The following is a 26,361-nucleotide window of genomic DNA, read 5'->3' as shown; positions in this document are numbered from 1 at the left end:
CAGGTCACTGCGCTCACGCTTGATCCGTATGCTGCGTATTCCGCGCATGCCGGTTCGCAAAAGTAGGCAGATGCCACCTGAGCCGCAGCGAAGCGAGGCGCAAGCCGACGCAGGCGAGCGTGGCGACCCATGGCGTCCACGGCTGAGCTACGCCGAAGTGTTCGCATGCCACCATCAAGGCCGAACCCAGCAATGCGGCCGATGCGTAAATTTCCCTCTGCAGAATGACCGGTACGCGGGCGAGCAGAATGTCGCGCAACGTGCCTCCGCCAACCGCCGTGACCACACCGAGCAGCACTGCTGCTTCCGCGTTATGCCCATACGTCAGCGCTTTTTGCGCACCGGACACCGCAAATAGCCCCAATCCGATCGCGTCGAAAAAAAGCACGGAGTGCCGCAATTTTCTGATCTGCGGATACGCGACGATCACCATGAGTGCGGCGCCGATCGACGTGGATAGATAGCGCCAGTTCGACAGACCAGCAGGCGGTATCGCGCCAATGCACACATCGCGCACGATGCCGCCGCCGCAAGCCACCACGAACGCGATAGCCAGCACGCCGAACAGATCGAGATTGCGCTGCTTCGCCGCCACCGCGCCGCTGATCGCAAAGACGAATGTTCCGACCAGGTCGAGTAGCAGAAAGAGGGCGTGTCCACTCATGACGCTGCGTTCCCCTCGCCGAGCCATTCCGCCGCCGCGCCCAGCATCGCGAGCAGGCCCGTTTTCAACGTGGGATGCAGCGTCGGCGCGAATTTCGGCGAGTGATTGCTAGGGATCTGGTTAAGCTGCTTCTTCGCCTTTGCGTCGGCATATTGCTGCGGGTCGGTTCCGCCGACAAACCAGAAAACGTAGGGCACATTCCAGCGACGCCCGAATATGCTGAAGTCTTCGCTGGCTGCGGCGGGTGGTGTTTCGTACGCACTTTCGCCGAATTGGGCGGCGAATGCCTGTGCGACGCGTGCAGTCGCTTCCTTGTCGTTCTCGGTCAACGGGTAGCTGCTGAGCGTGGTGAACTCCGGTTCCCTCGGCGCGTTGGACGCCACACACTCTGCGCAGCAGATTCGTTTGATGGCCGACAGCATGTACTCGCGCACGTCTTCGTCATAGGTACGCATGTTGAGTTTGAGCGTCGCATCGTCGGGGATGATGTTTTCTTTCGTGCCGGCCTGTAGCGATCCGATTGTCAGTACCGCGCTTTCGCTCGGCGCGATTTCGCGCGACACGATGGTTTGCAGCCGCAAGGTCGTCGATGCCGCCATGATCACCGGGTCGACCGATGTTTGCGGCTGCGAGCCATGCGAGCCGCGTCCGAAGAGCTTGACCTTGAGGCTGTCGCCCGCGGAGAGAATGGCGCCGCTGCGATAACCGACCGTGCCGGCCACGCCGACCATCACGTGCTGACCCAGGATGATGTCGGGCTTGGGAAAGCGCTCGATCATGCCGTCGTCCATCATGCTTTGAGCGCCACGGCCCACTTCTTCGCCGGGCTGAAAGACTGCGAGCACCGTTCCGCTCCACGTGTCACGATGCTGCGCGAGCAGGCGCGCGGCACCCATCAACCACGTGACGTGAAGATCGTGTCCACATGCGTGCGAAACGCCTACCTGTACCCCGTCTTCGTCTTTCGCGATGACCGTGCTCGCATAGGGCAGGCCGGTGGCCTCCGCGACCGGGAGCGCGTCCATATCGGCGCGAAGCATCACCGTCGGCCCCTCGCCGTTGCGCAGCACGCCGACCACGCCGGTGACACCAATCTCGCGCGTCACCTCGAATCCTTGAGCGGCCAGGTAGTCGGCGGCGATTTTTGCAGTACGCACCTCCTGCATCGAAAGCTCGGGATGTTGATGCAGGTCTTTGTAAATGGCTTCGAGTTCGGGCAGCAGAGCGTCCGCGTCGGGTATGAGTGCGCTGATCAGTTGCTTCATGGGTCCTCCGTTGGCGGCGAGAGAGAAACTACGCATAGTCTGATGATCGGCCGGCGTCGCGATGACGTTTCAGGCGGAGCTGAGCGTGGACAAGGATAGCAGTGTCCTTTCCATCAACAGGCTGGCGCAAATGATCAGATCAAATACTTTTTGAGGAAATCAGATCGTGGAAGCCGGACCGCACTTTCCAGGAGGAAGAAGCGTAGCACCAGTCCCAGGTTTATATAGTTGAAAATTGCAACTATATGCTCGCGCTGTGCCGGGAGGAGTGCGCCTGAGGGTAGGCGGGAAAGCGAATGGAGGAGATGCATAAAAAGAAGCCGCGGCAGCGGCCGCGGCTTTTAAGTGCACTCGCCGAAGTCAGCCGGCGAGATATAAGTATTACATATTGCTTTCAGTCGCGCTATAAATTGATGTCGAACCCGCGACTACAGCGACCGCTCAATGGCTTGTCCCAGTAACTTAAGGCCCAAATCGATTTCGTCTTCGCTGACGGTCAACGGCGGCGCGATCCTGAATACGCCGCCCATCCCCGGCAATTGCACGATGTTCATGCTGAGCCCCAGCTTCATGCACTCTCGCGTGATCTTTGCGCCGAGCCCGTCCGCCGGCTCCTTCGTGCGGCGATCCTTGACGATCTCCATGCCCAGAAGCAGTCCGCGTCCGCGAATGTCGCCGATGCATTCGAAACGTTCCATCAGATCCAGCAGCCCGCGCCTGAGCCGCGCGCCCATCACGTTGGCACGCGCGACCAGCCCTTCGCGTTCGACCACGTCGAGCACGCGCAAACCGACGGCGGCGGGCAGCGGATCGGACACGTGGGTCGTATAAAACAGGTACCCGAGTTCGTGAGCGCGCTCCTCGATCTGCGCAGAGGTGACGACCGCCGCCAGCGGCAAACCGGCACCCAGCGTTTTCGACAGCGTAAGAATGTCGGGTGTCACGCCGTCGCGCTGGCAGGCGAACATCGTGCCCGTGCGGCCGACGCCGGTTTGCGCTTCGTCGAGAATCAACAGCATCCCGCGCTCTTCGCATTTGCGTTTGAGCGCGGCCATGTAGCCTTCCGGCAACTCGATGATGCCGCCGGAGCTAAGAATCGGCTCTGCGATGAAGGCCGCGAGATTGCCGCTCGACTGACGATCGATGAGGTCGAACGCGTAATCCAGTTCGGCCAGATAGTCGTATTCGCCGTGCCGCTCGAATTTTGGCCGATACGTAAACGGCGCGGGAATCGCAAACGAGCCGACGGCGGCCGGACCCACGCCCTTGCGACCGGCGCTGTAGGTTGCGGAAGCGGCCGCGCCGGTCATGCCATGCCAGGACTGCGCAAAACCGACAATTTCATATTTACCGGTAACGAGCTTCGCCATGCGAATCGCCGCTTCGTTCGACTCCGCGCCGGTACTCAGGAGCAGCGCGCGATCGAGTCCCTCGGGTGTGATGTCGGCTAGCCGCGTTGCCAGATCGACCACCGGCCGCGACAGCATTCCGCTGAAAAGATGATCCAGTTTGCCCGCGTATTCGTTGATGACCGACACGATTTCCGGGTGACTATGCCCGAGCACCGCGCTCATCTGGCCCGACGTGAAATCGAGAATCGCACGACCGTCCGCGTCATAAACGAAACTGCCCTGCGCGCGCTCGATGATCATCGGCTCGAAGGTGCCGCCATAGCGAATCAGGTGCTGCCTGGCATTACGCCAGAAAGTTGCATCGTCGTTGCGGGTCACGTGGCTTCTCCTTGAGCGAGGGCGGGAATAACTTGCAGTCTAGATGTCACTCTGCTTTCATAGAATCGAATACTTCTAATGGAAGCTAGAAACGGGGCTTATACCTTGAGTCTTTCACTTGAAATCGATCTGCTGCGCTCGTTTATCGCCGTCTCCGAAAGCCGCGCGCTGAGTCGCGCGGCGAGCCGCGTTGGCCGCACGCAATCGGCGCTGAGTCAGCAGATGAAGCGTCTTGAAGAAATCGTCGATCAGCCGCTGTTTCAACGGACGGGGCGCGGTGTGGTGCTGACCAATCCTGGCGAGCGTCTGCTAGTTCACGCGCAACGGATTCTGCGTGTGCACGACGAGGCGATGGCGGATCTCTCCGGCAAAGGGCTGTCGGGAACGATCCGTTTCGGTTGCCCGGATGACTACGCCGCCGTTTTCCTGCCGCATTTGCTACGTCAGTTCGCGAGCCAGCATCCGCATGCGCTGGTGGAAGTCACGTGCGCGCCCACGCCGCGTCTGCTCGAACAACTGGAGATGCACGCGCTGGACCTTGCAATGATTTCGTTGCCGGAAGGCGCGCCGAATGACGACGTGATCCGTCGTGAGCCGCTGGTGTGGGTCGGTTCTCCGGGGCTGGATTCCGCCTATTTCGACCCGTTGCCGCTGGCGCTTTCCGATCCCGATACGCTCGATCACGTTGCGGCCTGCGAGGCGCTGCAACAGGCCGGCCGGGCGTATCGCATCGCTTATGCGAGCAGCAGCCTGGCGGGTCTGACGGCGCTGGTCCGCTCGGGCCAGGCGTTCGCCGTTATCACGCAGATTGCCGTCGCGCCCGATCTTCAGATACTCAACGGCGATCCGTTATTGCCGCCGTTACCGGGCATCGGCATAAGCCTGAAGTTCGAGCGGGCGCGTCCGGCGCATCTGACTCAGGTATTCGCGGAGCACATCAGGGCGACGTTACCCCTGCTGTGAGCCGCGTTCAGTCCAGCAACGCCGCCCACGCCGATACCTCGTCGCGACTGCCCACCTTCGGATCGACAATGCCGTCGATCATGAAAGTAGGCGATACGTGGATGCCGTTCTGACGCGCATACTTCGCGTGCCATTTGACTTCGCGATCGAGTTCGGGAATCGCGAAAGCGGCACGCAGTTCGATACCGCTATAGCGTTCGATGCGGTCAATAATGTCGTTGGGCGTCGCATCCATATTCGGTCCGCTGCAGTGACGTTCGAACTCGAATTCCTCGCGATGGGCAGCGACGGCGGCCATCACTGCCTTCGCCGCCTCCTTACCGCCGGGCAGTGTCGAAGCAGCGAGAATGCATCGCACGATCACGCCGGAATACATGTGCCACGACTGTGATTGCAGCCGGATTTTCACGGTGACGCGATCCGCGCCTGCTTGCTCCAGAAGCGCGTCGAGCTTACCGAAAGCCCGCACCGAATGCGGACAGGTAGGCTCCAGAAATACTTCGAATACGCGCGGACCGTGACCCCATGTGAGCGGATCGGCTTTCCATGCAGGGGTGGCGGTTTCGTTCTGCGTCATTTGCTTAGGTCCTCGTTGAATGGGCAATGTTGTTCGACAGATTGGAGCGGGCGGCGCGGTGTCCGCATCAGATCAAGCGTGTATCGCAGCCGTTGTTAATAGCATCTTTTGATCGGTAATGCCATGCGCAGGGCGCGCCGATCAGAAGAACGGATGGCGCCATAAACAACGGGCATCGTGTCGAGGTCTACTGCCGGAAATGCGGTACGTTCCGCCGTTTTATGGACGTCGGCGGAAGTGAGTGTGGGTGGGATATTGAACAACAGGCCGGGTACGCAGGAACCACATCGGCGGAATCTCGTGCACACCTGCAGGCACGAATTCCGCCGCTTCCTGCTACAACGCGCTACGGCAACGAAATAGTCAGATTCGCCGACTGCGGGCCGAGCTTGACGATCTGCGAGTATGGGGCGAGCGTGCGCAATGTCGAATCGCGCAGCCATGTATTCAGGCCAAGATAACCCAGCAGCGCGACCAGCAGGAAAACCGCGCCGATACTCCACAACGGCACCTCGCGCTTCAACCGGTGCGCGACCTGATCGGGCAGCGGCCAATGCGGCGCGAAGCCGGCACGTTTGCCCTTCATATGTGCAATTTCATCGCCGAGACGCGCGGTCAGATACGCGAGCTTCTCCGGCCCTTCCAGCAGATACTTGCCCTGAAATCCGAGCAGCAGGCACATATGAAAAACTTCGAGCGATTGCAGACGCACCGCGCCGAGCGCGCGTCCTTCTTCGAGTAACTGATAGAACTTCTCGCCCGCGAGTTGTTCGCCGAACAACACCAGTTGCAGCGGACGACGCTCCCACTCCGCGCGAATCGCGAACTGCGACGACAGCACCGATTCGTCGACGGCCGCGCAAAACGCAAATTTCGCCGCATACGTGTCGTCCGCCGACGCGTTCAGTTTCTTCGCGCCGCGCTCGAAATCCTGCAGGAACTGCTGCACGCGCTGACGGAATTCGTCGGCGGAACCGGGCTCGCGGCCGTTCTTCAACAGGAACAGCATGAAGAAGCCGTCATACAGCAGGTCGAGCAACGAGCGCACCTGATAGGTGGGTTCCTGCGCGGGCGTTGGAGCGGCGGACGGCTTGCTGCCGTCGAGGAGTGAAGGCGCGTAGCTCATGAGGTCACCGCGATCAGTTCGAATTGAAGGTTTTGAATACCGGACGGCGCGTAGATCATGGCCGACTGCGACTGCAGCATGCGGTCATAAAGCGCCCCACGCGGCTCGAACGAGAAATAGCAGGCGCCGGGCCGGACCGGGATCGCGGGAGGCACCTGGGGCGTGTAAGTCAGCCGTACCCCCGGCATGGCGGACAACACCAGCTTGTCGACGTCGTCCGGTGCGCCGACCTTGAAACGCGCGGGCACTGCTTCGACCAGTTCGACCGTGGGCATGTCGGCGGATACGGAGATGTAGAACTGCGTTTTCTCGTCGATCTTTCCCGAGTCGAGGCGGCCCACGTGAAACGACGGCCGCACTTCATCGAGCGAGATCGCGAAGTAGCGCGTGGAGATCACCGTTTCCAGCAGGTCGCGCAGCATCGTGTCGAGTTGCGCGAAGCCGGGGCCCGGATCGTCGTGACGATAAATGGGCAGATCGGCGAGTGCATAGCCCTTCGAAAACGTCATCAACTGACCGGCGAGGCGCAGCAACTCCTGAAACAGCCGCTCGGGATGCAGCGCCGAGTGCTGGTACAGATGCGCGAGCGCGGCGAACGCGGCATTCGCGGTATGCAGCAGCCAGAACGAAGCAATATCGCCTGAACGGAATTCGATGATGTTCTTGGTCGGCTCGCGATGAAAGCCGTATAACGCATTGACCTTGGCCTGCAACGCATCGATCAGCTGACGCAGCCGTTGATGAAGAATGGGCGAAGCGTCGATCGCGATGCACGGCGGCACGAAACTCTCGTCGAGTTCGAAGCCGGAAGTCGCGGTACGGCGCACGCGTGCGAGCGGCACGGACAGCAACTGGTCGCGCGGCTCGCTATGCGCGATCAACTTCACGCTCGTTTTGAGGAAGGTGATGTCGGCTTCGGCTGCGTCGGTGAAATTGTCCGGCACCGGCAAATGCTCGCTGACGTAGCGCGAGACGAAACCGGCGTCGCGGTCCGCCGCGTAATTCGTGCCCGCGTCGCGAAGCGGGTGCAGCGCCAGATAAAACGTGAATTCGTTGATGCCGTCGGGCAGCGTGTCGAGAGCGACCGGCGCCGGCAGATCGTCGGCCTGCGGTGCGGAATACAACGCTCCGTCGGGAAACACGAGCGACAGTTCGCTCAGACGCAGCACATTGCTGCCGAGCGCATCGCGGTCGATGCGCACCGAGCGCACACCCCAGTTATAAGGTTGAATGGCCTGTATCGATTCGAACAGACGCGCCTCATGATAGGCGTCCTGCCGCTGAAAGTGCTGAGGCCTCAGAAAAAGGCCTTCTCCCCAGAGTACCTTTGCCGAATAACTCATTTTTTAAACCTGTTTTAAACAATCGTGCAATGAGTTTTAGTCTGGTGTGCAATGAGCGCAAACCGACCGGATAAATCGAAGCCATTTAATTACAATTGGCTTTCTTGTTAGCCGCAACTCACCGAAGACAGCATATTCAATGACTGGACCGGCATTCCCTGTTGTGCCGGAATGACAGTGCCGCTTGTCACGGTCATTGCACAGTTATGCAGGCCGATCATTATGCCCGCTTTCTCCGACTTTGCCGGATCGAATGCGAATTTCCATCGCTGCATTGCCGGATCGCGGAACAGGGCGACAATACCGAATGCCTGAGCTTCGCGAGAAACCTTTTCCGTAACGTTATAGCGCTGGCCTGGCACCAATGTCACTTCCCTGACACTTAACAGATCGGAGCCCAGTGTCGATTTTTCCAATGCGGGATCGATAAAAGTGTTGAATGGCGCCTGCTGGAAAGAGGTGGGATCTTTTAGCGTATAGAGGCGCACCACCAATGCCAACGGGCGTTTGTCGTTCGCGGCGTTCAGATTGGGCGCGGCGTAGAGCGTCACACCCACGTTGCGCGGTGGTTTCTGCGCGTCGGGCACGTCCGGCTTGGTCAGGCCGGTAGCCTGGAGGGCCGCGCTGGCGGCCGACCCGAGCAGTGGCACGGCCGCCGCGCAGCCGCCAAGCAGCGTCACGCCGGCCAGAATCGACACGCACGCAAGCCAGTCCAGAGAGGTATGTCGAGTTATGCGCGGAATCATTTATATCGATCGGATCTCACCGTCGCCCCAAAAAACATTCAATAGAATCAATCGTGAAAATGAATTTTTATGCGTATCGCGTTATTCTGATCTATTCATTTTGAATAATTGAACATCAGGAAAAAATTTCCTGGAATTTACAATTCACGGCAAATCAATAAGAAATAATTGCCAGCACTCCGTTATTAGAGAAAGCAATTAAATTCTTTTGCTTGACGTTTCCTCACATGAAAGTTGAAATATAGAAAATTGGCCTGTACTATACCCGCGCAATTGGGGCAAGGCAAAACTCCGGTTTATTCCTTGAATTAAAAAAATTCGCACGTCGGTGATAACGATGAAACAACGGCTCTTCGCTCAAATATCTGGGGTGGTGTTGGCATGTGGCCTGATGGCCGGATGCGCGACACAAAGCAATAACACCGCGTCGACGCCGGAGGCCTTTGATAAGGCTTTAGCCGACGCCGATGCAGCATCTGCAAAGGGCGACGATCAGGATCACGCTATCGCGCTATATCAGCAGCTCGCTCAGCAAAATCCGACGCGCGAAGAACCTTGGTCGCGGATCGCGCAAATCCAGTTCACGCAAGGTCATTACGGCCAGGCAATCGTCGCCGCACAGGAAGCGTTGCAGCGCGATCAGTCCGACCGCCGCGCGAAGAGCGTGCTGGCAGTAGCCGGTTTGCGGGTCGCCACGCAATCGCTGGGCGAATTGCGTCAGGATGCGTCGCTCGCGGGCGATGCAAAATCCGATGCGCAGACGCTGGCGAAGCAGTTGCGCGACACGCTGGGCGAAGCCACGTTGTTCCCGCCCGAGGTCGACGCGAAGCCCGCGCCGAAGAAGCGTCGTTATGTCCGCAAGGTAGCGAAGGCGCCGGCCGCCGAAGAATCCGCGGCGACAACCAGTGCCGCGACCGCGCCGGCAACGCCCGCGGCACCGGCAACCCCCGCTGCACCCGCCGCTCCTGCGGCACCGACCAAGGCTGCGCAAAGCCGCGGCGCGTCCGACCCTTTCAGCGCGCTACGCTGATCCACGCCTGAACCACAGCTACCGGGAGCCTTCGATGGCGAAAAAAGAAAGTATCCAGAAGCGCCTGCAGAAGGTGCGGCCGCCGCGCGTTCAGTTGACCTACGAGGTCGAGCGTGGCGATGCGATCGAAATCAAGGAACTGCCGTTCGTGGTCGGCGTGGTTGCGGATCTCGCGGGGCAGTCGGAAATCGAACAGCCGAAAATGCGTGACCGCAAATTCGTCAACATCGATCGGGACAATATCGACGACGTGATGAAGGCGATCGAGCCGCGTGCCGCGTTCCAGGTTGAAAACCGTTTGAGCGATGCTGGCGGCAAGTTTGCGGTGGATCTGCGATTCTGCTCGATGACCGATTTCAATCCGGACGAAGTGGTGGCGCAAATCGACCCGCTGCGCCGATTGCTCGAAGCACGCTCGAAGCTCGCGGATCTGCGTAACAAGCTTGCTGGTAACGACAAGCTCGAAGACCTGTTGAACGAAGTGCTGAAGAACACACAGCAGCTCGAAGCGCTCGCCAAAGCTGAAGGCGGCGCGGCAGACTCGCACGGCGACACGCCGGATCACCAACGCGACGGCGAATAAGGCGGATCGAGATGAACCAGCAAGCGGCTGCGGCCCAATTCGCCGGTGCGGACTTCACCGAAGGCAGCTCGTTGATCGACCAGATCGTCGAGAAGAGCAAGGTGGCGAAATCCGATTCCGAACACGCGCGCGCGAAAGATCTGATTGGCGAACTCGTCAATCAGGTGCTCGAAGGCACGGTGATCGTGTCCGACAATCTGTCGGCAACGATCGATGCACGTGTTGCAGAACTCGACCGATTGATTTCCGAGCAACTCAGCGCCGTGATGCATGCGCCTGAATTTCAGCGCCTGGAAGGAACATGGCGCGGTCTGGACTATCTGTGCAAGGAGAGCAACACCGGCGCGACCGTCAAGATCAAGGCGATCCATGCGCCGAAGCGCGACCTCGTACGCGATTTCAAGGCGGCCATCGAATTCGATCAGAGCGCGTTGTTCAAGAAAGTTTATGAAGAAGAGTTCGGCACGTTCGGCGGTTCGCCGTTTGGCGCGCTGATCGGCGACTTCGAAATCACGCGTCAGCCGGAAGACGTGTACTTCATCGACCAGATGGCGCATGTCGCTGCTGCTGCACATGCTCCCTTTATTGCATCGGCTGCGCCTGAGTTGCTTGGCCTTGAAACGTTTGCCGATCTCGGCAGGCCACGCGATCTGGGTAAGGTATTCGACACGGTCGAATACACCAAATGGAAGTCGTTCCGCGATTCGGAAGACTCGCGCTATGTCGGCCTGACGCTTCCGCGTTTTCTGGGCCGTTTGCCGTTCAACCCAAAAGACGGCGCGACGGCGGAGAGTTTTAACTTCGTCGAAGATGTCGACGGCACGGATCACAGCAAGTATTTGTGGTGCAACGCGGCGTGGGCTTTTGCCGCGCGCCTGACTGCGGCTTTCGACGATTTCGGCTGGTGCGCAGCCATTCGCGGCGTGGAAGGCGGCGGTCTGGTCGAAGACCTGCCGACGCATACGTTCAAGACCGACGACGGTGAAGTCGCGTTGAAGTGTCCGACGGAAATTGCGATTACCGATCGTCGCGAGAAAGAACTGAGCGACCTCGGCTTTATCCCGCTCGTTCACTGCAAGAACTCCGACTATGCAGCGTTTTTTGCAGCGCAGTCGGTGCAGAAGCCGAAAAAGTACAGCACCGATAGCGCGAACGCGAACGCGGTTCTTTCCGCGCAATTGCAGTACATTTTCTCAGTATCGCGCGTCGCCCATTATCTGAAGGCGATGATGCGTGACAAGATCGGCAGCTTTGCATCCGCACAGAATGTCGAAGTGTTCCTGAACCGTTGGATCTCGCAGTACGTGCTGCTGGACGACAACGCCACGCAGGAACAGAAAGCGCAATTCCCATTGCGTGAGGCATCCATACAGGTCTCGGAGATTCCGGGTAAGCCGGGCTCGTATCGTTCGGTCGCATTCCTGCGCCCGCACTTCCAGCTCGACGAACTCTCTATCTCCTTGCGCCTTGTCGCTGATCTGCCGAAGCCGGCAAATTCGTAAACGAAATCCGTGAATGCGGGCCGGATGGCCCGCTCACACGGCAAAACCACCACTTTGGGGAGTCGATGAATTATGAAGGATATCTATTTAAAATTCGGAAATCCGGCGATCAAAGGCGAGTCCGCCGATAAAGATCACCAGGGTTGGGTCGAAATCGATTCGTGGAGTCATTCGATTTTGCAACCGCGTTCGGCAACCGCATCGACTGCGGGCGGCCACACGGCTGAACGCTGCGAACACGCCGATATGCGCTTCACGAAAGACATCGACGTCGTCAGCCCGTTGATGTATCAACACGCTTCAGGTGGCACGACGTTCGACGAAGTGACGATCGACTTCATGCGGTCTGACGGTGAAGGCAATCGCGTGAAGTATCTGGAAGTGAAGCTGAAATACGTGATCATTTCGAGCATCACACCGGCGGTTGTCGGAGAAGGCCTGCCTACTGAAGAGTTCTCGCTGAAATATGCCGCTGTGCAGTGGAAGTACACGCAGCAGAAGATTGGCGGCAACCAGGGCGGCAACGCGCAGGGCGCGTGGAGTCTCACGAAGAACGACAAGACGTATGCAGTCTGATGCAAATAGCGAACGCGCCGCTTGTGCGGCGCGTTTCCGCTTGATGTCGGAAGAGCCTGGCCGCACCTGATGAAACGATTCGAACCGAGCTTTCTCGACAAGCTGTTTGACGACGAACCGCATCTGCCGGCTTCTCCGGCGATGCGGCAGTTGTCGCTGGACGAATTGAAAAGTACCGTGGCGCGCGACGTCGAGTCGATCCTGAACACGCGGATTGCTTTGACCGAACACGATCTCGAAGCGCTGCCCGAATGCCGTCAATCGGTGCTGACGTACGGGCTGAACGATTTTGCCGGACTGAGCCTGGCGAGCCATTACGACAGGACTTTTATCTGCAAGTCCATTCAGCAGGCGATTGCGCGGCATGAGCCGCGTCTCCAGCGCGTGTCGGTAGCGCTCGAATTGAACGAGCAATCCACCAACGCGCTGTACTTTGCCATTCAGGCTTTGCTCGTCGTGCACCCGGCTGAAGAACCGGTGAGCTTCGACGCCATGCTCCAACCATCGACCTTGCAGTATTCGGTCACGCGCGCGCGGGCCCGACTTTGACGCAAGTGCTGCGGACCAGTTTGATTCGGCAGAAAGTACCAGCAGTCCGGGGATAGAAAGATGGAAGAACTACTGCCGTTTTACGAGCGTGAACTGGCATTTCTGCGCCGCTACTCACGCGATTTCGCCGAACGCTATCCGAAGATCGCGGCGCGGCTCGCCATATCGGGCGAGCATTGCGAAGATCCTCACGTCGAACGGATGATCGAGTCGTTCGCGTTGCTAGGCGCACGGATCAACAAGAAGCTGGACGACGATTACCCGGAATTCACCGAGGCGCTTCTCGAAGTGCTCTATCCGCATTATTTGCGGCCTTTCCCTTCATGTTCGATTGCGCAGTTCGGTACGTCGGCCGCGATTAACCAGTTGACCGAGGCGGCGGTGATCGAGCGTGGAACTGAGCTGAAGAGTCGTCCGGTCAACGGCGTGCAATGTCGTTTTCGAACCGCGTATGAAGTGAAACTCGCGCCGATCCGCGTATCCGAAGCGAAGTTTTCGCCGGTCGCGATGGCGCCTGCCGCAACGGTTCTGCCGAACAACGCAGCCGCTGTGCTGTCGATTACGTTCGAGTCCACGGCGCCGCAATTCGATCTCGGCGCAATCAAACTCGATACCTTGCGCGCGCATTTGCACGGCGAGCAGTCGTTCATCGCGGCGCTACTCGATTGTCTGTTCATCAATCAGATGGCCGCTTATGTGGAAGCGGATCGCAATGGGCGATGGAAAGCATTGCGCACATCGCCGGTTACCCACACGGGTTTCGACGAAGCCGACTCGCTGATCGACTACCCGGCAAAAGCACATCCCGCATACCGGTTGCTAACCGAGTATTTCGCGTTTCCCGAGAAATTCAATTTCGTGAATTTCGACCTCGGTGCGATGACTCGCGCAACGGGCCGTTGTCAACGAATCACGTTGCACATCGTGCTGAAGGAAATGCGCAGCGACTCGCATGTCGCGCGTCTGATGGAATCGCTAACGGCGACGCATTTCCGGCTTTTCTGCACGCCGGTCGTCAATCTGTTCAAGCAGCATGGCGAACCGATACGCGTTAGCCATCAATCGATTTCGTATCCGGTGATTGCCGAAGCGCGCCGTGCATTTGCCTACGAGGTTTATTCGATCGATTCGGTGCAACTGGTCAAACAGACCGCGCGAGAAGAAACCGTGATCGAATTTCGCCCGTTCTATTCGCTGCATCATGGCGAGCCGCAACGCGCGGGGCATTACTGGTTTGCGCGGCGTGATGAATGGGTCGCACAAAAGAGTCCCGGCTACGAGACCGAAATCTCGATTGTCGACATCGATTTCAATCCTGCAACTCCGCAGACCGATACGCTGAGTCTCGACCTGACCTGTACCAATCGCGATTTGCCTGCCACGCTCGCGGTCGGCCTCGAAGGCGGCGATCTGTTTATGGAAGGTGGTTCGTTAACCGGCAGCATTTCAATGCTGCGCCGTCCGACACCGAGCGTGCGTTTCGAACGGGGCCGCTCGTCGCACTGGCGTCTGATTTCGCATCTCGCGTTGAATCATGTGTCGCTGGCGAATAACGGCTTGTCCGCGCTCAAGGAAATGCTGGTGCTCTATGACCTGCGACGCACAGCAGTGTCGTCGCGTCATATCGACGGCATTACGGCTATCGAGCAACGTGCGGCCGTGCAGTGGCTGCAAGGTAAGCCGTTTGCCACTTTTGTGCGCGGTATTGAAATTCGCCTGACCATCGACGAAGAACATTTTGTCGGCACCAGTCTCGCGTCGTTTGTCCGCGTGATTGATACATTCTTTGGGCTGTATGTTCATCTGAACAGCTTTGTACAACTGGTCGTGCTGTCGAGGCGCACCGGCGAGGAGATCCTTCGATGCAAACCCCGCAGCGGCGAATCGATCCTGGTGTAGTCGAGCAACTGCTCGATGAACCACATCGCTTCCAGTTTTTTCAGGCAGTGCGGATTCTGGAGAAATGGTTCGCGGAGCAATCGCCCGAGCGGGCCGGCAAGGCCGTTGCGGAGCATATTGGTTTTCGCAACTCGATTTCGATGTCGTTTCCGCCGAGCGAGATCGAGCGGACAAATTCATTCGGGCGCGACGGCGCCGCACTCAGAGGCAAGGCAGAGCAAGTCGCGGCTATAGCAGACGGCCAGGTCGACCGCGTAGATATCACGCCCGCGTTTTTTGGTTTGCTGGGTACGCAAGGCGCGTTGCCGATGCACTACACCGAGCAGATCATTGCGCGTGAGCAGATCAACCGCGATCGTGCCGCGCGCGAGTTCTTCGACGTGTTTTCGAATCGCGCGACAGCGTTGTTTTACGCCGCGTGGAAAAAGTACCGTTTGCCGTTGCACTACGAGCTGGATCGCGACGAACGCTATTTGCCGTTGTTGCTGGCGCTTGCCGGGGTGGTCAACGAGGACACTCGTGACGGTCTGCAGCAAGGTAGCGGCGCGTTATTCGACGAAGGCATTGCGGGTTATGCAATGGCGGCACGCCATCGTCCGATGTCGGCTGCTTATCTCGAGCGCTCGCTGACCGAGTATTTCCGCGTGCCGGTGCGTGTCGAGCAATTCGTCGGCAAGTGGTACACCGTGCCCGAAGATCAGCTGACCGTACTCGGTGGAGTGAATGCGACTCTGGGTGCAACCGCGCTTGCCGGCGAGCGTGTGTGGCAGCGCGACATGCGGGCGCGCCTTGTGATCGGACCGCTCGCGAAGAAAGACTATGAAGCGTTCTTGCCGGGCGCGGAACTGGCGGCGGCGCTCGAACGGATGTTGACGTTGCTCGCGGGCGTCACGCTCGAATATGAGGTGTCGCTGGTGCTCCGGCGTGACGATGTCGGCCCGAGTCATTTAGGCGGTGGCGCGCGTCTCGGCTGGGACGCGTTCCTTTGTACGCACGACGCCGACCGGGATCGCGCGGACGCCCGTTACGAATTGCACGTCATCCATTGATAACAACGATCGAACTGAAACTGGACAGCCCGACATGAGCACGCCTCTAAAAACGCTGATTGCGAAACTGAATTCGACCTGCCGGCAGGCTACGGAGCGCGCAGCAAGTAATTGCCTGTCGCGTGGTCACTATGAAGTCGATCTCGAACATCTGTTTCTGGCGTTGCTCGAACAACCAGCCAGTGACGTGTCCGTCGTGCTGCGTGCTAGCGACATCGACGCACACGCTTTGCGCGCGGATCTGGAGCGTGAGCTGGCGCGAGTCAAGACTGGCAATACGCGCACGCCTGTTTTCTCGGTGCATCTGATCGCGCTATTCGAACAGGCGTGGCTGATTGCTTCGCTGGACTCGCAGATCGGACGCATTCGGACGGGGCATCTATTGCTTGCGTTGTTGAGTGCGCCGGACCTCGCGCAATTCGCGCAGCGTATGTCGCCGTTGTTCGCGAATGTGCGCGTGACCGACCTCAAGCATCGCTTTGACGAATTGACCTCGGACTCGATAGAAACCGAGCGCGCAACAGATTCCCGGAGCGATACCAGTCAGGACGACATCGCCGATCCTGCACGCGTTGCTGTGTCGAAAACTCCGGCGCTGGATACGTACACGACTAATCTGACGCAGCGCGCCCGCGACGGCAAGATCGATCCGGTAATCGGCCGCGAAGGAGAGATTCGTCAGACGATCGATATCCTGATGCGTCGGCGGCAGAACAACCCGATCATGACCGGCGAGGCGGGCGTCGGAAAAACAGCGGTGGTCGAAGGACTCGCATTGCGGATCGCTGCCGACGACGTGCCCGCGCCATTGCGCGGCGTCGCGCTGCATGTACTCGATATGGGCCTGTTGCAGGCAGGCGCGAGCGTGAAAGGCGAGTTTGAAAATCGCCTGAAGAGCGTGATCGACGAGGTGAAGAAAAGCTCACATCCCGTGATTCTCTTTATCGACGAAGCGCACACGATCATCGGCGCAGGCGGACAAGCCGGACAGAACGACGCGGCCAATTTGCTGAAGCCCGCACTTGCGCGCGGCGAACTGAGAACGATCGCCGCGACGACCTGGAGCGAGTACAAAAAGTACTTTGAAAAAGACGCAGCGCTTGCTCGACGCTTTCAGGTGGTCAAGATCGAAGAGCCTGGCGAAGCATTGGCCGCCGCGATGTTGCGCGGTATGTCGGGACTCATGGAGCGGCATTTCAACGTGCGCGTGCTCGACGATGCGATTACAGAAGCGGTGCGCCTTTCGCATCGGTACATCACCGGGCGGCAGTTGCCCGATAAAGCCATTAGCGTGCTGGATACGGCGTGCGCGAAGGTCGCGCTCGCGCATAGTTCGACGCCTGCCGCAATCGACGATACGCGCAAGCGTATCGAGCGGATCGACGTAGAAATTGCCGCGCTGGAGCGGGAATCCGCGAGTGGCGCGGTGCATGAAGAGCGTCTTCTCGAATTGCGCACGCAGCGGGAGGAAGACGCGCAATCGTTGCTGCGCGCCGAAGCACGTTACGAAGAAGAGCGGGCGCTTGTCAAAAATATCGAGAGCCTGCACGCGCAGATCGACGAGATGCGTCGTCATGCCGATGCGGGATCTCGCGAAGGAAAGCTCGACGAAGCACGCGTCATTCTGAGCGCGCAACTCGACAAGCTGCGAGCGTTGCAAGGCGATCATCCGATGGTCCCGTTGCAGGTCGACGCGCACGTCGTCGCGGAGATCGTTGCAGCGTGGACCGGTATTCCGCTTGGCCGGATGATCAAGGACGAAATCCAGACCGTGCTGAATCTTCAGCCATTACTGGCGGCGCGTGTCATCGGTCAGGATCACGCGCTCGAAGCGATTGCGCAACGCGTTCGAACCGCGAATGCGAATCTCGAAGACCCGGACAAGCCGCGCGGGGTGTTCATGTTCGTCGGGCCATCGGGCGTCGGCAAAACCGAAACAGCGCTGGCGCTAGCCGATATCCTCTATGGCGGCGAGCGCAAGATGATCACGATCAACATGAGCGAGTACCAGGAGGCGCATAGCGTGTCCGGCCTCAAAGGGTCGCCGCCGGGTTATGTCGGATATGGCGAAGGCGGCGTGCTCACCGAAGCCGTGCGGCGCAATCCCTATTCCGTCGTCCTGCTGGACGAAGTGGAAAAAGCGCACCCCGACGTGCTCGAAATGTTCTTCCAGGTTTTCGACAAAGGCGCGATGGACGATGCCGAAGGCCGCACGATCGACTTCCGCAATACGTTGATCATCCTGACCTCGAATGTCGGTTCGACGGCCGTCATGCAGGCATGCCTGAACAAGACGGCAGAAGAGTTGCCGGATGCCGATGCGCTCGCCGAAACACTGCGGCCGCAGCTATACAAGACTTTCAAGCCGGCCTTTCTCGGACGGATGAAAGTCATTCCGTACTATCCGATTTCCGACGACGTGCTCGCGGAAATCATCGAACTCAAACTCGAACGCATTCGCAGGCGGATCGAAGCGAATCACAAAGCCGTGTTCTCGTGGGACGAGTCGCTGATCGATGCGGTACTCGCGCGCTGCACAGAAGTCGATTCGGGCGCACGCAATGTCGACCACATTCTGAATGGCACGCTGCTGCCGCAAGTTGCGCAGGAAGTGCTCGAGCGTATTGCGGATGGCAAGTCTATCGCGAGTATCGCCGTCCGTGCGAACGAAGCTAACGAGTTCGACTACACCATTGCCTGATATGCCGATTGATCTAGCCACACTTACCGCACCTCTCTCCGACACATCGCCTTGCGGCGAAGACATGCTGTTTTCAACAGAGTTCGACGCGATCCAGCACGCGCGCCGTTTCGACGATCCATCGCTCGATCAGGGCGAATGGGTTACCGAAATCAAGGAGGCGGACTGGAGCTTTGTCGTCGAACGAAGTGCAGCGTTGATTGCGACGCAAACTAAAGACCTGCGGCTCGCCGCATGGCTGACCGAAGCGCTCGCGCTGGAAGAGGGCGTGAAGGGTTTGACGCAGGGGTATGCGTTGTTGACCGCGTTGTCGGAGCGTTACTGGGCGCATTTGCATCCGTTGCCTGACGGCGACGACTCGGAATATCGTCTCGGCAATATCGTGTGGCTGGCGGCCCGTACCGCCGAATTGCTGCGCGCCGTGCCGCTCACGCAAACCTCGGGCGTGATGTATAGCGCGCTTGATTGGGACGTGGCTACGCACGTCGCGCAGGCCGTCAAACGCGATCCCGATCACGCGGACGATATCGCGCGCGGCAAGCCGTCCGTCGATCAGATCGAGGCCGCGAAACGCTCTACGCCGCCCGCGTTCTACTCGGCGCTGCTCGCCGATCTGAAAGCGTTCGAGACGGCAATGAACGCGCTGGAACAGGAACTCGACAAGCGCGCAGCGGATTCCGCGCCGAGTTTCCGGCAGACGAAATCGGCGTATGAGTCGGTGTATCTGCTGGCGGAGCGATTTGCGCGCGAAGTCGGCGTGACGCCCGAGACCGCGACTCAACCCGCGCAGACGGAACGGGCCGACGACGCCACGCGCGTGGAGCGTGCGGAGCCGACTTTCAAAACCGAACCTCACCTCGACACGGCCGCCATGACGACAACGCCCACCCCGACTCACGCGGGCATTCGCAGCCGCTCGGACGCCGTCGCGCAATTGCGGGCAGTCGCGAAGTTTCTGCGTCATACCGAGCCGCACAGTCCCGCAGCCTATCTCGCGGATAAAGCGGCCGAGTGGGCCAACATGCCTTTGCATGAATGGCTTGCCGCCGTCGTGAAGGACGATGGCTCGCTGTCGCATATCCGCGAAATTCTGGGTGTGAAGGCCGACGAAAACCGCTGAGTCCTCGCGATCGTTAGTGACGGTACAAATGCAAACGGCCCTTCAGGAAGGGCCGTTTTCGCAGAGTCCGTGCTTGCAACGCCTGAGGAATTCAAACCCCCGCGCGGAATTCGATCCGGCGATTGCGCGCGCGTCCGTCGTTCGTATCGTTCGGCGCGATGGGCTGATCGGGACCGACGCCTGTCGTTGTCAACTGGGTGGGCGTAATACCCCGCGCGACCAGGTAGCCCTTCACCGCATCGGCGCGCGCCTGGCTCAGCGCGATGTTCGACTGGCGGTTACCGGCATTGTCGGTATGGCCGATGATCTCGACGGTTTTCGTCGTCATCTTGACCAGCACAGCCGCCATCTGATCGAGAATCGCGCGCCCTTGCGGGGTCAGCGTCGCGCTGCCCGTTTCGAATTCGATCGTGCGGTTGGCGAGCGTCTGGTCGAGCAATCCCTGTTCCGACGCGCCCGGCGCGCTGACGCGTAAGCCGTTCTTGATCGTATAGGTCGGATTGAGCGCATCGGCCATATCGCTGGCGAGTTGCTGACGTTGCGCTTCATTGCGCACCTCGCCCTTCACGTCGACCTGCGTGCCGTCGATTTTCAACTGGCCTTTGCTGATCTGCTTCAATTGCGGGCCGATCAGCTTTTGCACATTCGCGCCCCAGTTCGGCGGCGTCGCGACATCACCCACTTCGATCTGATCGACCACGTTCGCCGCGCCGTAGGTGTCGCGCAGACGCGCGAGTACCGCCGACTTGGTCGCTTCGTCGGGCACCTTGCCGCCCACCACGACCTGACCCGGCGACGCATTTGCCGCAGGCGGCGTGGACGCGACCGGCGCATTGCCGCCATACGTTGGCGACGAAGCCGTGCTGCCCTGAGCGGCCAGCACGGTCGTATGAATCTGGACGCCGCTGTTGTCGACCGGCGTCACGCGTGCGGGACTGGCGTCGTCGGCAAAGACGGAGGCATTGACGAATACGGTGGAAAAAAGCGCCACCGCCAGGGATAGAGCGCGGCGCTTCATCGGCGCGCGGATCGGGGCGGTCATCGTCTCAAACCCCTGTAAAAGCTTCGCGGAACGTGTCGATGCTGACGCGCAGCGACAGTTGCGGTTGATCGAGGTAACTGACGAGCTTGCTGATGCCATGATCGTTCTGTGCGTGTTCGTCGATCCATTCGGGATCGTCGATATCGATGTTGTGCGCCGCGTACGCCTGCGGATCGATGACACTGTGCAGCGTTTTCGCCGACGCGCCGTTAAAGCCGATCACCAGGCGCTCGCGCTCCGCAATCGTGCCGATGAAAATCGCGAGTTCGAAATCGGCCTGCGACACGAACGGCGCGATCAGTTCGAGCCAGAACGCGGCGACGAGGCTGCGATAGAACGGGTCGACCGGCAGCGGCAGCGTCAAACCGCGTTCGAGATGCGACGAGCCGCTGCTCATTACCGGCTTGAGCAGCGAGCCGAGCGCGAGCATCGCGCCGCGCAGACGCACCGGATGGCCGCTTGCCAGCAGCATCTGTTCGAGACCAGACAGTGTCTGATGTTCGACGAAATCGTTGAACGTGCCATCGTGCGGATTGCCGGGTCCGGCGACCTCGATGGGCACCTGAGTATCCCCGAGTGCCTGCAACGCGCCTGAGGGCTCCGTAGCGGCCTGCAACGGAGCCATCTGAGCCGAGATGCGCGACCATAGCCGCGCGAACGCCAGCGGGCTGCGCGCGAGGAACGCGAGCGGGCGGTCCACTTCGAGCGCGGTTGCGGCGAGGAACGGAAAGCGCCGCGACGACACATCGTGGCTCACCACCATATGCCCGGCAATCGCGAGCTTGCTGCGCGAGCCGAGAAACGCGAAATGCAACGGCTTCGCGGCTTCATAGACGATCTTCCAGCGCGGATCTTCCGCCAGCAGTTCCATGGCCTGCGCGACCCAGCGGTCGAGCGTCTGCAGCAACTGCGGATTGTGCGCGCTCTTGACGAAGTCGCCGCGCGACGGGATTTTGCCGAAATAGGCGATTTGCGCCTGCACGGTCTGCGTCATTGCGCGCTCCCTGTGTTCGAGGTTGCCCGGGCGGCGGCGGGGACTGCCGCCGTCGACGTCGCCGGTGCGGAGCCGGGTGCTGCGGGCGAGCCCACGGCAGTCGCATTCACCGCGGCCCCGGCGCTGACATCCGCTACCGACGACGGCAGCGTCAGGCCGCGCAAGCTCTGCTGTTGCGGTGCGTCGCCGCTGCCCGAAGACGGCTGCGACGTGCTGATGATGCGCATGCTCATCGACACGGTGACGCTGCCCTGAGTCCATGTGAGGTCGAACGTGCCGTCAGGCTGACGCTTGCGCTGAGCCGAGTTGATCAGCTTTTCCAGACCGTAACGACCCGGCTCGTTGACCAGTTGCAGCGTGCGGCCGTCGAACGTGGTCGCGGTCAAAGTCGCGCCCGGCGAACCGGCGGGATTCGGCCACACGAAGTTAGTCCATTGCGGCGGTGTGTTGCGATAGCGCAGTTGCTGGCCGTCGATTGCGATCGTGTATTCGGTCGTGCCCGTGCTCGGCTGCGGCAACAACTGGAACACCGTTTGCGGCTCGGACGAACCTTGTGCCGCGCCCGACGCACCACCCGCGAGCGGTGCGACCCAGCGCGCGAAACCGGACGTGAAGTCGGGTGTCAGCGCGAGCCCCATGTCGCCCCACGTGCGCGGCGTCAACGTGTCGCCGCGACGCACGGCGAGCGGCCCGAGCGTAGTGCCGACGAACTTAGCCACTGCCCCGTCCGGCCCGAACACCTGCGCGATTTCCGCCGCGCCGGCCTCGACCTTCGCGTCGGATGCAAACGGGTACTTGCCCGCAAGCGACGTCTGGAACGGTTGATAAACCTGCGCATTCCACACCTTGTTGACCTCGGCGCTGGCGGGCTGGATCACGACCGCGTAAGCCTGAACCAGCGGACGCACCAGCAGCGGGCGCAGCGCTTTACGCTGCGAATCGCTGAGGCCGGTGAGCATCTGTTCGTCGACGAGCTTCAGCGAATCCGCGAGTTCGGAGCCGCTGCCGTCGAGCGTCTGCTGCATCAACTGACGCGCGCCCGGTCCCGGATCGCCCTGGTTCTTCAGCACGTTAAAGCGCGTGCGAACCTTCGACAACGAATCCATATACGCGCGCAGCATCGACGTGTTGTCGTGCGCGGACACGATCCGCCCGAGTCCGGCGAATTCCTGACCGATCGGACCCATCGGCAATTCGACCGGATTGCCGTTGATGTCGATATTCGCGTTGATCTGCGCGGTCGGCGCGCGCGAGAACCACTGCTTGAACCAGCCGGTCACGCCACTTTGCGCCGCTTTCAGCGTGACATTCGCGAGCGACGGGTTGTCCCACGAGGTCTGGTCGTAGGCGGTTTCGAGCACCTTGCGGATCGGCGAGTCCTGCGGGTCGCCGAGACGGTTCATCGCTTCGACTGCCTGATTGAAGTTGCCGAAACTCTGCACCGCGATGCCCTGCATGAACTTCTGCCAATGCTGCGCATACTCGGTTTTGTACATCGTCACGAGCGCTTTCTGGATCTGCTCGGGACTGCCTTCGAGCGTCAGGTCGTCGTGCGCGGACGTATTCAGCACCCAGTCCTTCGCCTGCAATTCCTTGGTCGCCGCATCGCGGATGGCGGGTTGCACGTACTGGAACCACGCTTCGCGCGTGAAGGTGCCCGGAATTGCGTAGCTGCCTGCAATCAGGCTCGAATTGCTGTCGCCGACAATACGGTTGATCGTCATCGGCGCAAAGCGGGTCGATGCGCGCGCCTTGATTTCTTCGTAGACGCGCTGACGCGCCGGCATGCCGCGAACCACGTGGCGCAGGTTCTCACGCGTCTGATCGACGAGCGCCAGATTTTCGTCGACCATCGGCCAGTCGTCGTCGGAAACGCGCGACAGGTAGAACGTAATCATCCGCTCGGCGCTGCGGATCATCTCGTCGCGAGGCATCTTGCCGCGATTCGTTTCCAGCCAGCCGCGCCAGAAGCGCGCAATCTGGTCGGTCAGATGCGCGGTTTCCACATGACGCTTGTCCGACAGCATCAGATAGGTTTTCAGCGCGTTATACGCGTCTTCGACGTTGGCGGGCGATGCGTCGCTGTACAGGCCGCCCTGACTGTTCGCCGCCATGGCCGAGTGCGCCGACACCGGAATCGCGCCGGAGTCCGGCGTGTGCGTCATCGGCGACAACTGCTCGGGGTGGGCGTTGACGTCCTTCAGGAACGATTGCAGGTTGTCCGCCACCGGTGCGAGCATGATCTGGCGCACGCCGCTGTAGTACTCGGTCAGCAGATGTTCTTCGAGACGATCGCCCTGATACAGACCGAGCGACACCGCAAGCGGCTTGTCACGGCGGAACTGTTCGAGCTGGTCGATGCGGTCTTCGAGAATGTCCATCGCCTGCAGGCGCGATTGCAGGTCGTTGCGGTTCTGCTGCAGGCGCACCACGTTGTCGAGATCGGCCTGCACGTTCGCTACCAGTTGCTGGTTGCCGATCGTCGACCAGGTCCAGCCGCCGAGCGCCACTGCGAGTACGGCGACAAAGCCGAAGAAAGTCGCATAGCGCATGCGCGTTTTCGCCGGACTGGCAAACTGCTTGACGGTCTGACGGTCCGCGAAAATGACCTTCGAAAACAGGTCGCGCAGGAAGAAGCCGTTCTTCGTCACCGCGCCGACAGCCTTCGGCAAGCTGTCCGCATTGAGTCCGAAACGCGAGGCGATGCGCTGGGTCGCCGCGCTGTTCGTTTCGCCTTCCTGCAAGGCGCTGGTGAAATAAAAGCCGCGGAAAATAGGCTTGTACTGAAACGGATTCGCCTCGAACAACGTGGCGAGGAACGAGCGCAACGCGGGCTTGATGGTCGAGAATTCGAGCGGAAAGCTGAGCTGCCCCGGCGAAAGACGATTGCCGCGATTGATCGACATCTGCGCGACGCTGATTTCTTTCAGGCCGTCGTAAAGCTCTTCGAAATGTTCGTCGAACTGCGCGACCACGTCGCGTTTTTCATCGGGCGAGTAGGGGAGGGTGGCGCCCCACACGCGGTCGTATTCGGCGCGGTCGTTGTCGCTGAAGAATTCGGCGAAGCCGGTAATCAGGTCGGTCTTCGTGAACATCACGTAAACCGGCGCGAATACTTCGAGTTTTTCGGTGAGTTCCTGCACGCGCTGGCGCAGGTTCTTCGCGAGATTGATCGCGAATTCCGGCCGATTGCCGGTCAACTCCGCAATGCTCGCCGTCACGATAATGCCGTTGATCGGCGCTTTCGGGCGATAACGTTTGAGCAGACCGAGAAAGCCGAGCCACTCGGTACGGTCTTCTTCATGCACCGCATAGCGGCCGGCCGTGTCCAGCAAAATGCCTTCGGTCGTGAAGAACCAGTCGCAATTGCGGGTGCCTCCGATGCCGTGAATCACCGCGTCGTTCTTTTCCGCGAACGGAAATTGCAGACCCGAATTCAGCACCGCGCTGCTTTTTCCGGCAGCCGGATTGCCGATCACGATGTACCAGGGCAACTCGTAAAGCGCGGAACCGCCCGACACCTGGCCGATTTTTGACGTCTTGATCGTCTTGACCGCGTCGGCGAGACGCGTGCGCAGCGTGTCGAGTTCGGCCGGTTTGACGGGCGCGGACACCTTGCCGGTTTCGGCCTGCTGTTCGAGCATCTCGCCGAGCTTGCGATTGCCGCGCCGCGCGCGCAGTTTGCGCACGAGCCACACCAGCAGCACGAGTGCGATCACCGCGCCGAGCACGACAGCGGGCCACAGTGGATCGATTTGCAGCGCATCGGCGCCGATGAACAGAGCCGCCGCGAGCGCGAGCAAACCGACGATCGATAGCGTGCGCGGATGGGTCAACACGTTGAGAATGCGTTGCATAAGCCGTTCAGGTCTTGGAGTTATTCGTGACGTGCGCGTGACGTGCGGTTCGACGACAGGTGAAGCGTATTCGAGCGCTACATGCTGCATCGCATAGGGCCGGTCTGGTCAGTGACCGCGCCCGAGTACGAAGCCGGGTTTGTGATATTCGACGTGGCCGAGGTCCATCATTTTCCAGCGGCCGCCCCAGACCAGTCCGACCTGTTCGGCGACCATGCCGTACAACTGATAGCCCCGCATGGCCCACGGATCTTTTTCGCTGATGACCAGCTTGCCGTCGCGCAGAAACGCGTTGTCGGAAGCGAGGCCGTATTGGTGATAGCTCTGGAACGCCGCCGCATTGGTGACGTTGCCCCCCATTTGCGCGAGCCGGTTCTGCCGCTCGGGACTCCGGTACCCCTCAAGCAGCGCCATTTCATATCCGTATTGCTCACGCATGATCTTGTAGACGAGCAGCAAACGCGTTCTGAAATCGGGATCGAGCATATTCCAGTCGCGGCTTGCGTCTTTCAGTGCCGGCCGGATCTGTTCGACTTCCTGGGTGGCGAATACCTCGGGCGGGAGCGGCGGAGGTGGAACGAGTTGTTCGCCATTCAATAATGCTGAAATCTTTTCGTCAGGAATGCGGACATCATCATCGTACTGGAATAAAAGTCGACTACGAAATGCAATTGCCACTAATGGCGGCGCCGCAAGAATACCCGCGGCAGTAAAAATCAGCAAGCGACGACGCGCGAGTAAATTTTTCGTATTGACTAATACTGATTGCGAAGTTCTTGCCGATTGAGAAATGTTGTCGAAAATGCGAGTAGTGCTATTCGAAGCAATATGCATAAATCGATTATGCAAACTGGATATAACACCGAAAAACATCGTGCGTGCCGCAGGTAACAGCAGCAATGCGGCAATGGCGACCGCGATTGCAAAATAAGCGGTAAGTGCGGCGGCAATCAATGCAGAACCCCGTTGAGTAGAAGCAATTGTATTTTGTGATACTTGAACATAGAATCAGGCCTGCCCCAGATGGGCAGGCATCTATTATTGC

21 protein-coding genes are annotated in these 26,361 nt (G+C 59.9%); 10 read left to right on the top strand and 11 right to left on the bottom strand.

Features of this window, described 5'->3' with window-relative positions; all coding sequences use genetic code 11:
• Positions 1 to 13: 13 nt before the first annotated feature.
• The 3 genes from ABH945_RS30985 to ABH945_RS30975 form a co-directional block, all read right to left on the bottom strand.
• A complete protein-coding gene (locus ABH945_RS30985; protein ID WP_074771782.1) occupies positions 14 to 664 on the bottom strand; it encodes a trimeric intracellular cation channel family protein in 651 nt (216 codons plus the stop codon).
• Complete coding sequence (locus ABH945_RS30980; protein WP_074771780.1) at positions 661 to 1,929, bottom strand: M20 family metallopeptidase; 1,269 nt, start codon at positions 1,927 to 1,929, stop codon at positions 661 to 663. The genes ABH945_RS30985 and ABH945_RS30980 overlap by 4 nt, the downstream gene beginning before the upstream one ends.
• 428 nt (positions 1,930 to 2,357) lie before the next feature.
• Positions 2,358 to 3,659, bottom strand: a complete 1,302-nt coding sequence (locus ABH945_RS30975; protein WP_429253200.1) for an aspartate aminotransferase family protein — start codon at positions 3,657 to 3,659, stop codon at positions 2,358 to 2,360.
• Positions 3,660 to 3,737: 78 nt separating this feature from the next.
• Between ABH945_RS30975 and ABH945_RS30970 the strand changes: the two genes are divergently transcribed.
• On the top strand, positions 3,738 to 4,622 hold the full coding sequence (locus ABH945_RS30970; RefSeq protein ID WP_074771776.1) for a LysR family transcriptional regulator: 885 nt from the start codon (positions 3,738 to 3,740) through the stop codon (positions 4,620 to 4,622).
• Between the two features lie 7 nt (positions 4,623 to 4,629).
• On the opposite strand, the gene ABH945_RS30965 is transcribed toward ABH945_RS30970, so the two are convergent.
• The 4 genes from ABH945_RS30965 to tssJ all read right to left on the bottom strand — a co-directional run bounded on the left by ABH945_RS30965 (position 4,630) and on the right by tssJ (position 8,414).
• Positions 4,630 to 5,199: a DsbA family protein gene (locus ABH945_RS30965; protein ID WP_429253199.1), complete on the bottom strand. Its 570-nt coding sequence runs from the start codon at positions 5,197 to 5,199 to the stop codon at positions 4,630 to 4,632.
• Positions 5,200 to 5,545: 346 nt separating this feature from the next.
• Positions 5,546 to 6,325: a type IVB secretion system protein IcmH/DotU gene (icmH, locus tag ABH945_RS30960; protein ID WP_074771772.1), complete on the bottom strand. Its 780-nt coding sequence runs from the start codon at positions 6,323 to 6,325 to the stop codon at positions 5,546 to 5,548.
• Positions 6,322 to 7,668, bottom strand: a complete 1,347-nt coding sequence (tssK, locus tag ABH945_RS30955) for a type VI secretion system baseplate subunit TssK (RefSeq protein ID WP_429253198.1) — start codon at positions 7,666 to 7,668, stop codon at positions 6,322 to 6,324. The genes icmH and tssK overlap by 4 nt, the downstream gene beginning before the upstream one ends.
• A gap of 107 nt (positions 7,669 to 7,775) precedes the next feature.
• A complete protein-coding gene (gene tssJ, locus ABH945_RS30950; RefSeq protein ID WP_074771768.1) occupies positions 7,776 to 8,414 on the bottom strand; it encodes a type VI secretion system lipoprotein TssJ in 639 nt (212 codons plus the stop codon).
• 337 nt (positions 8,415 to 8,751) lie between these two features.
• On the opposite strand from tssJ, the gene ABH945_RS30945 reads away from it, so the two are divergent.
• The 9 genes from ABH945_RS30945 to tssA all read left to right on the top strand — a co-directional run bounded on the left by ABH945_RS30945 (position 8,752) and on the right by tssA (position 19,423).
• A complete protein-coding gene (locus tag ABH945_RS30945) occupies positions 8,752 to 9,444 on the top strand; it encodes a tetratricopeptide repeat protein (RefSeq protein ID WP_429253197.1) in 693 nt (230 codons plus the stop codon).
• A gap of 34 nt (positions 9,445 to 9,478) precedes the next feature.
• Positions 9,479 to 10,027, top strand: a complete 549-nt coding sequence (gene tssB / locus ABH945_RS30940; RefSeq protein ID WP_429253196.1) for a type VI secretion system contractile sheath small subunit — start codon at positions 9,479 to 9,481, stop codon at positions 10,025 to 10,027.
• Positions 10,028 to 10,038: 11 nt separating this feature from the next.
• Positions 10,039 to 11,529, top strand: coding sequence for a type VI secretion system contractile sheath large subunit (tssC, locus tag ABH945_RS30935; protein ID WP_074771762.1), 1,491 nt, complete (start codon positions 10,039 to 10,041; stop codon positions 11,527 to 11,529).
• A 72-nt stretch (positions 11,530 to 11,601) separates the two neighbouring features.
• Entirely contained in the window at positions 11,602 to 12,105 is a 504-nt protein-coding gene (locus ABH945_RS30930; protein ID WP_074771760.1) for an Hcp family type VI secretion system effector, read from the top strand.
• 69 nt (positions 12,106 to 12,174) lie between these two features.
• The gene (gene tssE, locus ABH945_RS30925) at positions 12,175 to 12,654 is read left to right on the top strand and encodes a type VI secretion system baseplate subunit TssE (RefSeq protein WP_074771759.1); all 480 of its coding nucleotides are present in this window, start codon (positions 12,175 to 12,177) and stop codon (positions 12,652 to 12,654) included.
• 60 nt (positions 12,655 to 12,714) lie between these two features.
• Positions 12,715 to 14,553, top strand: coding sequence for a type VI secretion system baseplate subunit TssF (gene tssF / locus ABH945_RS30920; RefSeq protein ID WP_429253195.1), 1,839 nt, complete (start codon positions 12,715 to 12,717; stop codon positions 14,551 to 14,553).
• Positions 14,517 to 15,602, top strand: a complete 1,086-nt coding sequence (gene tssG / locus ABH945_RS30915; protein ID WP_074771757.1) for a type VI secretion system baseplate subunit TssG — start codon at positions 14,517 to 14,519, stop codon at positions 15,600 to 15,602. The genes tssF and tssG overlap by 37 nt, the downstream gene beginning before the upstream one ends.
• Positions 15,603 to 15,636: 34 nt before the next feature.
• Entirely contained in the window at positions 15,637 to 18,303 is a 2,667-nt protein-coding gene (tssH, locus tag ABH945_RS30910) for a type VI secretion system ATPase TssH (protein ID WP_429253194.1), read from the top strand.
• 1 nt (position 18,304) lies between these two features.
• Positions 18,305 to 19,423 (top strand): type VI secretion system protein TssA, encoded by a 1,119-nt coding sequence (tssA, locus tag ABH945_RS30905; RefSeq protein ID WP_429253193.1) that lies wholly within the window; start codon positions 18,305 to 18,307, stop codon positions 19,421 to 19,423.
• A 91-nt stretch (positions 19,424 to 19,514) separates the two neighbouring features.
• On the opposite strand, the gene ABH945_RS30900 is transcribed toward tssA, so the two are convergent.
• From ABH945_RS30900 to ABH945_RS30885, 4 genes are all read right to left on the bottom strand, one after another.
• Positions 19,515 to 20,465 carry an OmpA family protein gene (locus ABH945_RS30900; protein WP_074771754.1) on the bottom strand — a complete coding sequence of 317 codons (951 nt, stop codon included), beginning with the start codon at positions 20,463 to 20,465 and terminating at the stop codon, positions 19,515 to 19,517.
• A 4-nt stretch (positions 20,466 to 20,469) separates the two neighbouring features.
• On the bottom strand, positions 20,470 to 21,459 hold the full coding sequence (gene tagF, locus ABH945_RS30895; RefSeq protein WP_074771753.1) for a type VI secretion system-associated protein TagF: 990 nt from the start codon (positions 21,457 to 21,459) through the stop codon (positions 20,470 to 20,472).
• Positions 21,456 to 25,316, bottom strand: coding sequence for a type VI secretion system membrane subunit TssM (gene tssM / locus ABH945_RS30890; protein WP_429253192.1), 3,861 nt, complete (start codon positions 25,314 to 25,316; stop codon positions 21,456 to 21,458). Before tssM ends, tagF begins: the two co-directional genes overlap by 4 nt.
• Positions 25,317 to 25,424: 108 nt before the next feature.
• Complete coding sequence (locus ABH945_RS30885; RefSeq protein WP_429253191.1) at positions 25,425 to 26,270, bottom strand: M15 family metallopeptidase; 846 nt, start codon at positions 26,268 to 26,270, stop codon at positions 25,425 to 25,427.
• Between the last annotated feature and the right edge of the window lie 91 nt (positions 26,271 to 26,361).

Source organism: Paraburkholderia sp. GAS333 (genome assembly GCF_050435665.1).
Taxonomy (GTDB): domain Bacteria; phylum Pseudomonadota; class Gammaproteobacteria; order Burkholderiales; family Burkholderiaceae; genus Paraburkholderia; species Paraburkholderia fungorum_A.
The sequence above is the reverse complement of the archived record's forward strand: the minus strand, read 5'-3'. Positions and strand labels throughout refer to the sequence as shown.

Bases quoted from the DNA above. Each gene is read 5' to 3' on its own strand.
- ABH945_RS30970 (WP_074771776.1), top strand. From the start codon at position 3,738: ATGGAAGCTAGAAACGGGGCTTATACCTTGAGTCTTTCACTTGAAATC.
- tssM (WP_429253192.1), bottom strand. From the start codon at position 25,316: ATGCAACGCATTCTCAACGTGTTGACCCATCCGCGCACGCTATCGATC.
- ABH945_RS30965 (WP_429253199.1), bottom strand. From the start codon at position 5,199: ATGACGCAGAACGAAACCGCCACCCCTGCATGGAAAGCCGATCCGCTC.
- tssA (WP_429253193.1), top strand. From the start codon at position 18,305: ATGCCGATTGATCTAGCCACACTTACCGCACCTCTCTCCGACACATCG.
- tssH (WP_429253194.1), top strand. From the start codon at position 15,637: ATGAGCACGCCTCTAAAAACGCTGATTGCGAAACTGAATTCGACCTGC.
- ABH945_RS30930 (WP_074771760.1), top strand. From the start codon at position 11,602: ATGAAGGATATCTATTTAAAATTCGGAAATCCGGCGATCAAAGGCGAG.
- tssE (WP_074771759.1), top strand. From the start codon at position 12,175: ATGAAACGATTCGAACCGAGCTTTCTCGACAAGCTGTTTGACGACGAA.
- tssF (WP_429253195.1), top strand. From the start codon at position 12,715: ATGGAAGAACTACTGCCGTTTTACGAGCGTGAACTGGCATTTCTGCGC.
- icmH (WP_074771772.1), bottom strand. From the start codon at position 6,325: ATGAGCTACGCGCCTTCACTCCTCGACGGCAGCAAGCCGTCCGCCGCT.
- tssJ (WP_074771768.1), bottom strand. From the start codon at position 8,414: ATGATTCCGCGCATAACTCGACATACCTCTCTGGACTGGCTTGCGTGC.
- ABH945_RS30985 (WP_074771782.1), bottom strand. From the start codon at position 664: ATGAGTGGACACGCCCTCTTTCTGCTACTCGACCTGGTCGGAACATTC.
- ABH945_RS30900 (WP_074771754.1), bottom strand. From the start codon at position 20,465: ATGACCGCCCCGATCCGCGCGCCGATGAAGCGCCGCGCTCTATCCCTG.
- tssC (WP_074771762.1), top strand. From the start codon at position 10,039: ATGAACCAGCAAGCGGCTGCGGCCCAATTCGCCGGTGCGGACTTCACC.
- ABH945_RS30945 (WP_429253197.1), top strand. From the start codon at position 8,752: ATGAAACAACGGCTCTTCGCTCAAATATCTGGGGTGGTGTTGGCATGT.
- tssB (WP_429253196.1), top strand. From the start codon at position 9,479: ATGGCGAAAAAAGAAAGTATCCAGAAGCGCCTGCAGAAGGTGCGGCCG.
- tssK (WP_429253198.1), bottom strand. From the start codon at position 7,668: ATGAGTTATTCGGCAAAGGTACTCTGGGGAGAAGGCCTTTTTCTGAGG.
- tssG (WP_074771757.1), top strand. From the start codon at position 14,517: ATGCAAACCCCGCAGCGGCGAATCGATCCTGGTGTAGTCGAGCAACTG.
- tagF (WP_074771753.1), bottom strand. From the start codon at position 21,459: ATGACGCAGACCGTGCAGGCGCAAATCGCCTATTTCGGCAAAATCCCG.
- ABH945_RS30980 (WP_074771780.1), bottom strand. From the start codon at position 1,929: ATGAAGCAACTGATCAGCGCACTCATACCCGACGCGGACGCTCTGCTG.